This is a genomic window from uncultured Acetobacteroides sp., assembly GCF_963667355.2.
Taxonomy (GTDB): domain Bacteria; phylum Bacteroidota; class Bacteroidia; order Bacteroidales; family ZOR0009; genus Acetobacteroides.
Genome location: NZ_OY763328.2, coordinates 2,955,959 through 2,970,025, shown reverse-complemented (window position 1 = coordinate 2,970,025; position 14,067 = coordinate 2,955,959). Strand labels below are relative to the sequence as shown.

The following is a 14,067-nucleotide window of genomic DNA, read 5'->3' as shown; positions in this document are numbered from 1 at the left end:
GGCGCAAAGATAGCTTTTCTAGGTATTCAGAATCGTTTTTAACATTGTAAAATAGCTTTTCTATGTTTTTAGAGGAGTGCATCGTACGTAAGAATAATTACTTTTGCAGCTGTAACGTTGAGGAATTTAAAATGAGGTTCAAGTTTTCGAAGAAGCTACTACCGGCATTCGTTGCACTAGTTGTAATGCCCTGCTGCGGCAGCAAGTCAACCGACAAAGGTTCAGAGTTCTATTTTGATGTTGATAAAAACAAGTATCCCATTTGGGGCATTGATGTATCGCGCCATCAAAGCCACATTAACTGGGAGTCGGTTTCCTCAAGCGGTATTGACTTTGTTTTTGTGAAGGCAACCGAAGGGGTTACCGTTCAAGATCCGATGTACAAGGACCACATGGACGAGCTAAAGCGCCACAATATAATAAGGGGTGCCTACCACTTCTTCAGTTACAAGTCCACCGGAAAAAATCAGGCGAAAAACTTCATCAACACGGTAAAGCTCTCCAAGGGCGATTTACCTCCAGTACTCGATGTTGAGTTCAAACGAAGAATGCCATCGCGCGCCAAGATCATCACCGAGGTTAAGGCTTGGCTCAAGGATGTTGAACATCACTACAAGGTAAAACCCATCATTTACCTCGACTACGACTTCTACCAGAAGTACCTCAAGGGCTCCATTAGCAAGGACTACGAGCTTTGGATTACCGACTACTACGGCGAACCCGATGGCTGGACCTTCTGGCAGCAAACCGACAAGTATCGCATCAACGGTGTAAACACCCGAGTTGACCGTAACGTGTTTATCGGATCGAAACGAGAATTAAGAGAATTACTTATTGACTAAATAGGAAAGAGCCCCAAATATCGGGGCTCTTCTCGTATCCTACATTTTTGCAATGGCATCCTTTAGGCTATCGAGGTACTCCTGCCGCAGCTCGTCGGAAGAGTTCATAATACCAGGGAAGAAGATATGCTCCACCTCCATTCCGCAGAAGCCAAACACCCCCACATCCTGCGTATCCATCAACGAGATGTACATTCTATCGTGATAAATGGCCTCTGGCTGACCGTGGGTGGAAATTAGCAGCGCCCGCTTCCCCTTCAGCGGATGCACCCAACCCTTTTCATCAATCGCATAGGCAAAACCGTAGGAGAAAACCCTGTCGATATATCCTTTTAAAATGGCAGGAAAGCCTGTCCACCAAATGGGGTAAACCAAAATTAGCCGTTCGGCCCATGTTATCTTCTCCTGCTCCACCTTGACATCAGCAGCCACACTCCCGCTATACTGCAGGTTAAGATCTTCGGGTTGTAGCACCGCCTTAAAATCCATCTCGTAAAGATCGGAGACCTTTACCTCGTGCCCCATCTCATCGAGCAGGCGCACAACCTCTTCTTTTATGGCATGATTGAAGCTGAAAGGATTCAGATGAGCGTAAATGACAAGACACCTCATACGTTTTGTTTTTAGGATACTGTTATAACATCCGAGAGCAGAAATACGGCAGTACAAGCAACCATAAAACACCGTTTACGGCAGCTTTTTTAGGTTAATTAAAGAGGTTAACCACAAGGCAAACATCGTTATTGCTGGTTTAAGCCTAAATTTGTGGGTTCCCAGAATTACAAAGAGATGAAGACACGTTATATCACGGCGATTGCCCTTGCGCTGATACTTTCCAGCACAATAGCCAACGCCGACGATGAGAAAGGAATAAGATCAGAAAGAACTATTCCAGCGGTAGAAACCCCCGCCCTCCCCAAAGCCATTACCTTCGCAGATGAAGCGGTGCCCCTACAGAACTTCGACACCTACGAAAGCCTCGAGCGCGAAATTCTGGTGAACACCTTTTGGCAATCGCAAACGCTTTTCAACCTTAAGCAGGCTTCGCGATACTTCGCTCAAATAGAGCCAATACTAAAGGCGAACAACGTTCCCGACGACATCAAGTACATTGCCGTGGCCGAAAGCAGCCTGCAAAACGTGGTATCGCCAGCAAAGGCAGCCGGTCCCTGGCAGATCCTCGAAGGTACCGCCAAGCAGTACGGGCTAGAGGTGAACGAAAATGTTGATGAGCGTTACAACATCGAAAAGGCAACTGAAGCGGCTGTTACCTACCTGAAGCGAGCAAAAGATTCGTTGGGTAGCTGGACGCTGGCAGCCGCATCGTACAACATCGGACTCACTGGGCTAAAGCGCCACATGACCCGCCAGCAGCAATCCTCGTACTACGACCTGCTCCTTGGCGACGAAACGGGCCGCTATGTCTTCCGCATCCTTGCTTTCAAAATCATCTTAAATGATCCTAAGGCATACGGCTTCGACTTTGGCGAGAACGACCGCTACCCCGAGCTACAGTACACCGAGGTTAAGGTAGACTACGCCATCGACGATTTGGCCAGCTTTGCCATTGCCAACAAAACCAGCTACAAGCTGCTGAAGCTGTACAACCCTTGGTTGCGCAGCAACATCCTCCCCAAGAACGAGGGAAAGACCTACATTATTAAGCTACCGAAAGAAGGTTTCAGAGAGAATGCCTACAAACAACGATAATACCATCCAAAAGGATGAAGCCCTAATGGGCGAAGAGGAGTGCATCACCGTGCTGGGTGCGCGGGTGCACAACCTCCGCGACATCGACGTTACCATACCGCGCAACGCGCTTACCGTGATTACGGGCTTGAGCGGTAGCGGCAAATCGTCGCTGGCGTTCGAAACGATTTACGCCGAGGGGCAGCGCCGCTACCTGGAGACGCTATCGGCCTACGCCCGCCAGTTTATGGGCAACATGGAGCGCCCCGATGTTGACAAGATCACCGGGTTGAGCCCCGTTATCGCCATTGAGCAGAAGACGACCAACAAGAATCCCCGCTCGACGGTGGGCACCATCACCGAGGTGTACGACTTCATGCGCCTGCTCTTTGCTCGCGCCTCCATCGCCTACTCCAAGAATACGGGCGAGCAGATGGTGCGCTACACCGACGACCAGATTGTCGACCTCATCATCGAAAGAATGGAGGGCAAGAAGGCTGCCGTTCTTGCTCCGCTGGTAAAGGGACGCAAGGGGCACTACAAGGAGCTTTTCGAGCAGCTGGTGAAGAAGGGATTCCTCTACGCCAGGGTCGATGGGAACATCCTAGAGATAAAGAGCGGCATGAAGCTGGATCGCTACAAGGTGCACCACGTGGAGCTGGTTATCGACAAGCTGGTGGTGAAGGCCGACGACCGCAAGCGCCTTCGCGACTCGGTGGTTACGGCCATGAGCCAGGGCAAGGGCACCATCATGGTGCTCGACTACGAGTCCGAAGATGCCCGCTTCTACAGCCGCCACCTGATGTGCCCCTCCACGGGCATATCGTACAACGAGCCTGCCCCCCACTCCTTCTCGTTCAACTCGCCACAAGGTGCCTGCCCGCACTGCAACGGCTTGGGGCACGTGGTGGAGCTCGACGTGGAGAAGATTATCCCCAACCCCAAGCTGAGCATCCGAAAAGGCGGCATCGAACCAATCGGTGCCTTTAAGAACTCGCTTATCTTTTGGCAGCTCGAGGCCATTGGCCGCAAGTACGGCTTCACGCTCAACGACCCCATCGAGGATATCCCGGAGGATGCCATGAACATCATCCTCTACGGCTCCGACGAAACCTTCCGCCTAGCCGAAACGCCCATGGGCACCACGGGCTACGTGATGAGCTTCGACGGCGTGGTGGCGTACATCAGCCGCGACGACGACGACAGCGAGAAGGCCAAAAAGAAGATTGAACAGTTTACCCGCTATATCACCTGTCCCGACTGCAAGGGCACTCGCCTAAAAGAAGAGGCGCTCTTCTTCCGGTTTGCGGATAAGAATATTTCCGAGCTGTCGGACATGGACATCGAGAGCCTTTACCACTGGTTCCTGCAGGTGGACGATAATCTTAACAGCAAGCAGAAGGCCATTGCCCGCGACATCCTTAAGGAGATCCGCGAGCGGCTGCACTTCCTGCTCGACGTGGGCTTGAGCTACCTGTCGCTGAGCCGCAGCTCGGGCACGCTCTCGGGCGGTGAGAGCCAGCGCATCCGCCTGGCTACGCAAATCGGGTCGAAGCTGGTGAACGTGCTCTACATCCTGGATGAGCCCAGCATCGGGCTGCACCAGCGCGACAACATGAAGCTCATCACCTCGCTCAAGCAGCTGCGCGACACCGGCAACTCGGTGATCGTGGTGGAGCACGACGAGGATATGATGAAGGAGGCCGACTACATCGTAGACATGGGCCCCCGCGCCGGAGCCCACGGAGGCGAGGTGGTGGCCGTTGGCCCTTTCGACACGATAAAAAATGCAAACTCGCTAACCGGGAAGTACCTGCGCGGCGAGCTGAAGATACCCGTACCCGAGAAGCGCCGCGAGGGCAACGGAAAGTTCATCGCCATAAAGGGGGCAACGGGGAACAACCTCAAGGACGTATCGGTGAAGCTGCCGCTGGGCACCTTCATCTGCGTGACGGGCGTATCGGGCAGCGGCAAGTCCACCCTCATCAACGGCACGCTGCACCCCATCCTCAGCAAGCACTTCTACCGTTCGCTGAAGGACCCGATGAGCTACGCGGCCATCGAAGGGATAGAGCACATCGACAAGGTGATCGACGTAGACCAATCGCCCATTGGCCGCACGCCCCGCTCGAACCCCGCCACCTACACCAACGTGCTTGGCGACATCCGCAAGCTGTTCGAGTCGACCCCCGAGTCGAAGATCCGAGGCTTTAAGGCGGGCCGATTCTCGTTCAACGTGAAGGGCGGCCGCTGCGAGGAGTGCAAGGGCGCCGGGGTGCAAACCATCGAGATGAACTTCCTGCCCGACGTGTACGTCACCTGCAAAACCTGCAACGGCAAGCGCTACAACCGCGAGACGCTGGAGGTGCGCTACAAGGGCAAGTCCATCAGCGACGTGCTGAACATGACCATCGACCAGGCATCGGTCTTCTTCGAGCACATCCCCGCCATCTACCAAAAGGTAAAGGCGCTGCAGGATGTGGGCCTGGGCTACATCACCCTTGGGCAACCCTCCACCACCCTGTCGGGCGGCGAGAGCCAGCGCGTGAAGCTGGCCACCGAGCTGGCCAAGCGCGATACCGGCAATACCTTATACATCCTCGACGAGCCCACCACCGGCCTCCACTTCGACGACGTGCGCCAGCTGCTGGAGGTGCTCCAGAAGCTGGTGGAGAGGGGCAACACCATGATCGTCATCGAGCACAACCTCGACGTGATTAAGGTGGCCGACCACATCATCGATATGGGCCCCGAGGGCGGCGCCGGCGGCGGACTGGTGGTGGCCACCGGAACGCCCGAAGAGGTAGCCAAGAAGAGGAAGAGCTACACGGGGCAGTTCCTGAAGGAGTACCTTAGATAGACGCTAGATTTTAGACGATAGATATTAGACGAAAAGGCTCGGACGTAGGTCCGGGCCTTTTGCGTTTTACCATCAGAATTTTAGACGTTAGATATTTGAAGAGTACATACCCCTGACAGGGTTTGAACCCCTGTCAGGGGTAATTGGCATGGGAGGCTGCGAGGAGGTCAGAAACCTCCTCGCAGATGTGAAAACTCAATCCACACGCCTGCCAACTTGCCAACTTGTCAGGCGGTGTAGGTTCGGTCTTCCTTCGGTCTTCTTCGCTCAAGGCTCGGTGTAGTTGCTACTCTAATCCTGTCATTTTGGCACAACCTTATGGCTACTCGACTATCCCATATCCGTAGATATAATTTCTATGCTTTTAGTAGAACAATAGCCACCCCATATAGGGCAAAAGCATTAATACCGTGCCTCCGTTATGTAGCCCCTTCTTTCTCCCTCTAGGTTACTTTCCCGAAGCTTAGGGTGATAAAAAAGGAATCTAGAACATGAAAAAAGTAGCTCCATCCCTTTAAAAAGGAGCTGCAAACATCAAAAAAGTAGTTCCAATCTACTAAAAAGTAGTTTTAAACTGCAACGCCGAAGCTCGTAGGATGCCGCCGAGGGTACCAGCAACCTTTTTATTGTACCAGCAACAAAAAGGTTGTTTGAAGCTACTCTTTTATACTATAGAGTGGCGGCTTTGTTGTAGGGACAACTTTTTTATTGTTTCAACCTGCGGTTTTGTAGCTATAACCCGCGGTTTTACTATTTGTACCTGCACTTTTAATGCTTTTACCTACGATGCCGAGGCTTGAAGTTTCGATAAGGTTGTTGCGAACTTCGGCGATGTAGCCACAAACAGCTGTTGGATCATTTTTTTGCTTAACCTCAAAGCGCTTTAAGGACTTATTCCAGAAAAGCATCTCCACCCCTATAGCGCAAAAAAGCCCGGATTGCTCCGGGCTTTTTTATTTTCGTTTTATGGTATTATAAGACTGCTGCTTATGTTCGAGGCGATTACAACCGAAATGAAGCGAACTCAGCATTAATTAAATCGCGCCGATCCAGTGCTTTTATTCTACACTTCGCCTTGCAAAAGGTATTACATATACAAGCCAGTCTTAATTCCTTATTTACATTGTTCTACTTTTTAAAATAATTTTGATAGGATACTTCAATATCAACAGGAGCCACAATAATTGGTTTTTCTTTCCCATTAAAAAGAATTATTTTCCAAGGACAGTCTCTCAATGAGTTTTTGTCAACAACTATAGTATCTCCTTTCAATATAAACCTATAAATGTTTGTTGAATCATTAACTACATATTTTGAAATACTTTTATTTTGATTCAAAAATGATTGTGCTGTTGTATTATAATAACCAGCATCTTCTTCAAATGTATTGTTCCCTTCTTTTTCCTTCTCGTTTAGAATGGAATCTAGTTCATTTTCAGTTGGCCTAACCCATATGATTACAGGTTCTGAATAAACAATATTTCGTAAGCTTTTTTGTTTTACAGAATCAACCTTGGGGTTAATTTTATCAATATTCTGCTTGTCTTTGTTTGCAGAATTTGAACAACTTCCTAAAATCAGGAGTATAAAAACCAAGTACGTATTTTTCATGACCAATCAGTTTTTATTTTGGTAAATTGTTTTCAATTTTATAAACAGGTCCTGTAACAGGTAATATTACAGGTGTCTGTTGACTACTCTGACTTGTTGGAATTTCTGCATGTACCACACCATTTTCTAATCGAGTAACAATACTACTCTGATTATCTTTCAATTCATTACTAAATAATTTAGCAGCAACACCAGTCATTGGCATGTCAATCGCATTTAGTTTAGAATAATTTGACGAAGAGTGAGTTGAAACAAATCCGACTTTTTCTGCAGTTTTTAACATTTCAGTTTTAATATCCTTTGGGCTCATCCCTCCATCTTTTGCTTTTTGATAAGTTGCACAAACAGCATCGCCTTTTTTACCATATACTTCCTTTATTTGATATTCAGAACCTGTTTTTTCACAATTACTATACATCGCATTTATTTGAGATTTAGGATCGCGGTAGGTACTTGAAACAGTAACTGTTTTTACCCCTAAATTATCAGCTGATTTATTAATTACATTTTTTGATTGCTGAGAAACATATTGCTCATCCTTTTTCTTTTGAAATTTAATATCAGCCATCCCATCTGGATCAATCATACTCAACGGATCATTATGACAATATGCATATGTTGAAATGCTAAAGAACTTTTCAGATTTTGGATCCACAGAGTGCCACCTCCCCAACTCCGGGTCGTAGAACCGTGCGCCGTAATCGTACCAGCCGAAGGTGGTGCCGCCAATGCTCTGGTCCTGTAGTTCCTTGCCGTTGTAAAGGTAGCGGTTTCTATCGCTGTTTACAATATCCTCAAACGACTTGCCGAAGGGGTAGTAGTCGGTGGCCTGCGCTAGGGCTAGCGTTTGCCCAGCACCAGCCGCCTTGCTAAACATGGCGCGGGTGTTGCCTAGGTGGTCTTTCAGGTTATACTGATAGGTGCCGTTGCCCAGCACCATACCCTCCTCGTGTAGGGCATAGGCCAGCGTCTTGCGCTGGTCGTACACCATGCTGCCGTGGTAGTAGCGGGCGGAGCCGTCGGGGTTAGCTACCGCCAGCTTCACCCCGGTGGCATCGTAGGTGTAGCCTACGCTTTGGCCGCCCTTGCTCACGCTCTTAGGTAGATTCATCTCGTTGTACTGTATTGCAAACCCGTTGCGGCCGTCGGTGGTGGCGTTGCCGTTGGCGTCGTACTGGTAGGCGGCACCTCCGTTGATGCTGAGCAGCCGGTTGCCGCTGTAGGCGTAGCCGTAGATGGTGGCGGTGCTAGCCCCATTGGTACGGGTTAGGTTGGTGATATTGCCGTTGACATCGTAGCCAAGGCTCTTCTCTGCGTAGGCATCGCTAGCCGTAAGCGCCTCGGTGGTGGCGTAACTGCTACCCGTAAGCCTATCCAGCCTGTCGTAGGCAAAGCCGTAGCCCTTCTTGTTCTGAGAACCGTCAACCATCTTGGTGCGCCACACCATAGAGGAGATGTTGCCGCCAAACAGAGGTTTTACATTGGCTCCTGCTACCTCAGGCGCTTCATACGCTAGGCTCATGGCGAAGAAGTCGTCCCCAGCAGTGTTGGGCTCGTTGATCTTGGTGAGCCAACCGCGGATGTTGTACTCGTAGTGCTGCTTCTGATCGGTGCCTCCGTACTTCTTTTGCAGCACGTGGCCAAGCGCATCGTAGGTGTAGGTGGCCACGGTTTCCTCCGTGCCGCTGTTCAGCTTCACGTATAGCCCCTTCAGCAGCCCGCTGTCGTAGTACTTGTAGGTGCGCACCAGCGTGGTGTTATTGCCGTTAAACGTTTGCTCTTCCTTCACCTCATCGGGCTGCCCCACGAAGTTGAGCTTGCTGGATACGGTGATGCCATCGCCAGCCTTACCTCCATAGAGCTCCTTCTTGATGGTTTGGATTACCCTTCCCTTCTCGTCGTAGTAGGTGGTGGTGGTGCTCCAGGTGCTGGTGGTGAGCTCCCTTACGCGGCTCACCGTGGATAGCCCCGTAACGTTGGTAGCCACAACCTGATCGTACACCATACTACCTCCAAGTTTGGAGCCCCCACCGTTGTCGTAGCTATCGTAGAAGGTGTAGGTGAGCGCATCGAGCGTGCCATCTAAAGCTTTATTTCCACTGTCTACCCTAGGGAAACTACTCTTCGAGTATTCAACACCGCTGGGGGTGTCATACTGGGGCGAAGCGCTAAAGGCGGCATCCACGAGCTGCTGCATTGCCGCTTGAGTAGCTACCCCGTTGGTTAGATAGCCCGTCTCCACGGGTCGGTTTAGCGCATCGTAGCGGGTGTATAGCCACTTGGGCGTTATACTACTATTGGCATCCTTTGCAACTCGAAGATTCCCATCCTGTACCGCCACCAGCCTATCGCGGCCGTCGTACACCATATACACAGCCTCTACCCCGGGCAGTTTCTTTTTAATCATACGCCCGTACCCGTCGTACTCGTAGTAGTAGGCCAGCGCATCGAGCGACTCCATGGCTACGCCAGGTGCCGCCGAGAAGCCAGCCTGCCCCACAAAGCCAGGCTTTAGCGTTAGACTGGCTCCTGAGACTAGCAGGTACGCGGTGCTACTAGGGCTGTTCAGTTCCTGCGCCCCCTGCACCACGCTGGTGCCAGCGGGAATCCCCTTAGGAAGCCCCTTGGTATCGAGCGAGGCCATGTACTTAGGCGGTAGGACCCAGCGTAGGCGGCCAAAGTCGTCGTACACGTAGTCGGTGGTGGCATTTAGCCCATCAGCATCGGCCACCTTGCGTACTACGTGCCCCTCAAGATCCTTGTACTCTACCGTGGTGGTCTTATCCTCGTCCTGTACCGCCGTGCGGTAGAGCGTGCCAGGTAGGTAGCACTGCCCGCCCGTAAGCGTACCGTTGTCGGCCACCGTCCATAGCACCACCTCGTCGGCCTTATTGGTGCCGTATGCCGTACTCACCGTGTGACCGCTACCTAATGCATAGGACGTACCGGGCGCGCTCTGCTCCACCACGCGGTTTAGCGGCGATCCATCGAAAACGGTCTCGCCATAGCCGGGCTGGTTGTTAAACTGGACGTTGTAAAAGGTAGTCTGATCGTTTAGTGCGGTACCCAAGTAGGCTCCGGCACCTGCCCCTTGCGCCTTGGGTAGCGGCAGGTACTGGCGGTATTCGCGCCCCATGCCGTCGTACACATGCGGGGTGATTTGGTCGTTGAAGGCGGAGCCGTCAGCGTTGGGTGTGGCCGCTACCCCTATGGTTTGTAGGGGTCGGCCTAGCCCGTCGTAGTACTCGATGGTGGCTCTCTGTTTTGCGGCAGGGAGCTTTAGCAGGTCAACCACAGTGGTGGTAGCCTCGCGGGGCGTGCGCTTGATGATGTAGTTCTGACCCGCAGTGGGGCTAACCTGGGCATGCAGCACCGAACCTACAAAAAGTAAAAGGCCCAGTACTAGATGCTTCTTTTCTGAAATATATTTTTTCGCCATATCTGTTACTAAAATTAGTACATGCTGCCCTTCAGGCGCCTGTATGTATGGTATTGCGTTTAGCTATTGATTCTTATCGTTGTAGTAGTTGTAGTCATTTTTCGATACAATATTACCCTTATCGTCCTTAACGCTCGTAAGCCGACCAAAACCATCGTACTCGTAGTAGGTGGTAGCTCCGTTAGGGGTGGTTTTAGAAGTAATACCCACGAGCGGCCTATACGTATAGGTGGTAACTAGCACGTTGGTAGGAAATTCTTTGCGGATGCTGTTGTTTAGCGCCTTTAGGCGATCTCTCGTTGCAGCATCTGTTAGGTTGGTGTAGCTCTGCAGCTGGACTACCAAGCTTGTCTTTCCCGAAACATCATCGTATGTTGCATTATCGAACTGAGCCACAGGGTAGGTGCTGTTGTATCCCCAGATAAAAGAGGTAGAAGTTCCATTTTTCCTCTTTAGCTCCTTTATATAGCCATCACCTCCATAGCCAAATTGTTGTTCTTCACGATACCCCTTACCTTCGCTCCAAAGTGAATACCTAAAAGGACAATACACCCCATCGGAAGGATAATAGTACTCGAGCAGCCTACCCTCTTTTTGCCTATCATTTACAAAACGCTCTTCTTTTACAACAATTCCTGGCATATGTCCCATGTGCAGATACAGATTCCCCGCTGCCGCTAGGTTGTATGGATAGTAGTACTTTTCGGTTACTATATCTCCGAAAGACCTCTTTGTGCTCTTCGACGATAGCTGCCCCATCTCATCGTAGGCATAGCTGCTCTCCTCCGATATTGTGCCTTGGTCGGTATAACTCTTCACATACTCCTTCGTCTTAAAAATCTGGTAGGAATATATAGGGGAGACATACAGGTACCAATCATCAATTTCGTACACTAGAGGCCCAGAATCACGTGGTCCTACTCTACAACTAGACCAATGCTCATTATCATATTTCAAAAATGAGGAGTAATTTTTTGCAACAGTTTTTTGCTTCAAGTCCATATCAAAGGACTGCTCCTTTACCAGCTTCTCTTTGTCAAAGTAGCTCACCTTACTCAACGATCCATTCAATGGCTTCTGCTCTACTCTAAAGATCACCCCCTCCTGCGAGAACACGGGTAAATCGTTACTGAAAATCTTGGTGGTTTTTCCATTTGAATTCTCCTTCGAGTCAACCTCTTTAATCTCTACATTAGAGTAGCCGACTACAGGTCCATCGTATTGAATTATCGGTCTATCTGCTACATTTAGCTGGCTAATAAAAAATTGGAATATACTTTTGCAGTCTTTTCCAGGTTGCCTACAAGAAGATACGTAGCTTAGAGGCACCATCAGCTTACCGTACGAATTCCCGTCGGCAGACTCATAGCAAAACACCTGTTTTTTCTGCAAGACACTATTGCTGTAGAAGCAAATCTGAGCAACCCGGCAACCTCCACCTATGCTATACTTACTATTTAAATTTGGCAGTGCATATTCGTGCCTTACCGAAGCGTATACATGCTGCGTAGGGTAAGGATAGACACTAGGAGTTCCTTCGGGGATGGCAGTTTGCACCACCAAATTCACCCTTCGCCGTCTATCTGTAGTAAAGGTTACCTGTAACTCCCTATTCCAATCGTCAAACTGATTGGCGCTAAATTGGGCTAAGTAGGTCCATGGGGTAGAGGACTTATCGACTAGAGATATCATTGTATTACCCTTAACGTTCGACAGGGGAACACAAGATGGTGGATACATGCACCTAAAGCTAGCGGAAAAAGTCACCCGTCTATCTGGTTCAATAAAAAATCCCTCATCCATATTTTTATTGGTTCGGTACTCATCTACCTTTTCCAGCACATTCGACTTTATCTCCTCTGCGCTCAAGCATCTGTAGTTCGAAAAGGCGTTGGGCTCATAGGCTATTGTCGTAGTCCCTCCTGTAGGGTATGTAATTTTGTTAAGTAAGCCCGCCTTCATAAATGTGGGGCTTGCACCTCTGTTGGCTCCACCGTTCGTCTTTTGCCGTTCTATAAAGGCCTCCCTTTTATTGTCATCTAGCAATGGGTACTCATACTTCCCAAATCTAAAAGTAGGTACTAGTATGTTATTATTCTCCCCATTGTAGTACCCCCAATGGTCAATAGCTGTACTCTTCTTGTAGGGCAATGCTACATTCTCATAGGCGAACGTGTACCTATTTACAGCATTGTCGTAAACAAAGCTGTACTTACCAGCATATTTTTTGAAATCGCCGCTCGATACCTGAAAGAGAGAATCCAGCCTAAGCCTCTTGCTAACTTGATCCTCTGTGAAATTCGAAAAGCTTTGATTGTACGGACTATATAAAAGAGATTTCTCTCTTGTGGACTTATTGCCCTCAAAGTAGCTATTAAATAGAACGTACATCTTTTTTAAGCCTCCATCGTACTTGGAGTAAACGCTTATGCTATCGAGCTTTCGAGGGGCATCCCCTTTTATATCCAACCGGGCGCTCAACCCGAATTTAACTAGCTCCGATTTTGTTTCAATGCTCTCCAAGTATACTGGAGACCCTGTATATTTATTAACTTGATCAGATTGCAACCTAGCACCCTTTACAAGGTCTATATAGGCATTCTGGGTGTCATTCTCTTCTGTTCTTTCCGTAGTTCCTTCTGTAGACATAGACGGAAGTGGGGTATACGACAGCTTAAGATCCGAATTAAAGTAGCGAAACTGGATACAATCGTCCGCAGCCTTATCCGGGAATGCTATTTTAGTAAGGTAGTAGCTGTCGGAATAGGAGAATGCATCGCCTATCGTTTTAGAAGTTCTCTCAAGTTGGTTAAAATAGTATTTAATTCCAAGCTTATCGGTTATAATAAAAAAACCATTTTCCCGTTCCACGGTTAGCAAATCAGCCTGGTTTAGGGCATGGTATTGATGATCTTGTCCTTCAACAAATCTCCCAGAATAGCCGCAAAAATTAAACGAAAAGAGATCGATTTGATTTTGACTATTAAATATGTAATAAAGGCTACCTCTCTCGGGTTTATCAATACTTCCAAAACTTGAAAAAGTATACTTCTGATGAAAGTCATGGTAATTCTCATTAAACAGCTCATGCAGCGTTTTTTTTGTATAAGACTGCATAAGCAAATCATCCAATTCTTGGTCTGTCTTTATTGGATTGCACTCGGCGTCATTCATTCCGGCAGGAATGCAGTTAATTACACCACCAGCATTTAACAACCAGCCCAACCCAACAACGCTTGCTTCATCATCGGCCTTAATACCCCCAGAGTGGTATTGTAAGCTTATATCATGGGTATAATTCCCAACCTTCACGCTATGAATGGGAATAGTAATATCAGCGACTCCCGTATATTCAGAAACTGGCACATCAACAAACTTCTGAAACATGGAGGCATCTGGGCTTAAAAATTTGGGAATTTGGTTTCCAACCTGATTGGCCAGCTGGGCCTTTAAAGCCATAGGATTTAGCAGCACCCAGATAATTGCTGAGCACAAAAAGCACCGTTTAATACACAACCTCATTTAAATAAATTATTATCGTAATATGCACATCATCTGTTTAAAATAGAGACCATTTACACAAACAAATCTATATTTCAACTTTTTGATGAATGGTTTAAGCTGAT

Annotated in this window: 7 protein-coding genes; 3 read left to right on the top strand and 4 right to left on the bottom strand. The window is 48.8% G+C overall.

What is annotated here, in order from left to right:
* Nucleotides 1-131 precede the first annotated feature (131 nt).
* Nucleotides 132-842, top strand: coding sequence for a GH25 family lysozyme (locus tag ACHZA1_RS12235; protein ID WP_320052163.1), 711 nt, complete (start codon nt 132-134; stop codon nt 840-842).
* Between the two features lie 39 nt (nt 843-881).
* Here the strand turns inward: ACHZA1_RS12235 and ACHZA1_RS12230 are convergent, their stop codons facing one another.
* The gene (locus ACHZA1_RS12230) at nt 882-1,454 is read right to left on the bottom strand and encodes an NAD(P)H-dependent oxidoreductase (RefSeq protein WP_320052162.1); all 573 of its coding nucleotides are present in this window, start codon (nt 1,452-1,454) and stop codon (nt 882-884) included.
* A 177-nt stretch (nt 1,455-1,631) separates the two neighbouring features.
* Here ACHZA1_RS12230 and ACHZA1_RS12225 point away from each other — a divergent pair, with 177 nt between their 5' ends.
* Nucleotides 1,632-2,552 carry a lytic transglycosylase domain-containing protein gene (locus ACHZA1_RS12225; protein WP_320052161.1) on the top strand — a complete coding sequence of 307 codons (921 nt, stop codon included), beginning with the start codon at nt 1,632-1,634 and terminating at the stop codon, nt 2,550-2,552.
* 25 nt (nt 2,553-2,577) lie between these two features.
* Nucleotides 2,578-5,391 carry an excinuclease ABC subunit UvrA gene (gene uvrA, locus ACHZA1_RS12220; protein ID WP_320054917.1) on the top strand — a complete coding sequence of 938 codons (2,814 nt, stop codon included), beginning with the start codon at nt 2,578-2,580 and terminating at the stop codon, nt 5,389-5,391.
* A 1,128-nt stretch (nt 5,392-6,519) separates the two neighbouring features.
* On the opposite strand, the gene ACHZA1_RS12215 is transcribed toward uvrA, so the two are convergent.
* The 3 genes from ACHZA1_RS12215 to ACHZA1_RS12205 form a co-directional block, all read right to left on the bottom strand.
* A complete protein-coding gene (locus ACHZA1_RS12215; RefSeq protein ID WP_320052160.1) occupies nt 6,520-7,002 on the bottom strand; it encodes a hypothetical protein in 483 nt (160 codons plus the stop codon).
* A 13-nt stretch (nt 7,003-7,015) separates the two neighbouring features.
* Nucleotides 7,016-10,441, bottom strand: coding sequence for a DUF6443 domain-containing protein (locus tag ACHZA1_RS12210; RefSeq protein ID WP_320052159.1), 3,426 nt, complete (start codon nt 10,439-10,441; stop codon nt 7,016-7,018).
* 63 nt (nt 10,442-10,504) lie between these two features.
* Complete coding sequence (locus ACHZA1_RS12205) at nt 10,505-13,900, bottom strand: RHS repeat domain-containing protein (protein WP_320052158.1); 3,396 nt, start codon at nt 13,898-13,900, stop codon at nt 10,505-10,507.
* Nucleotides 13,901-14,067 lie beyond the last annotated feature (167 nt).

What these genes read in the sequence shown, in the direction of transcription:
- ACHZA1_RS12235 (WP_320052163.1), top strand. Translation starts at nt 132, where the DNA reads ATGAGGTTCAAGTTTTCGAAGAAGCTACTACCGGCATTCGTTGCACTA.
- ACHZA1_RS12230 (WP_320052162.1), bottom strand. Translation starts at nt 1,454, where the DNA reads ATGAGGTGTCTTGTCATTTACGCTCATCTGAATCCTTTCAGCTTCAAT.
- ACHZA1_RS12225 (WP_320052161.1), top strand. Translation starts at nt 1,632, where the DNA reads ATGAAGACACGTTATATCACGGCGATTGCCCTTGCGCTGATACTTTCC.
- uvrA (WP_320054917.1), top strand. Translation starts at nt 2,578, where the DNA reads ATGGGCGAAGAGGAGTGCATCACCGTGCTGGGTGCGCGGGTGCACAAC.
- ACHZA1_RS12215 (WP_320052160.1), bottom strand. Translation starts at nt 7,002, where the DNA reads ATGAAAAATACGTACTTGGTTTTTATACTCCTGATTTTAGGAAGTTGT.
- ACHZA1_RS12210 (WP_320052159.1), bottom strand. Translation starts at nt 10,441, where the DNA reads ATGGCGAAAAAATATATTTCAGAAAAGAAGCATCTAGTACTGGGCCTT.
- ACHZA1_RS12205 (WP_320052158.1), bottom strand. Translation starts at nt 13,900, where the DNA reads ATGGCTTTAAAGGCCCAGCTGGCCAATCAGGTTGGAAACCAAATTCCC.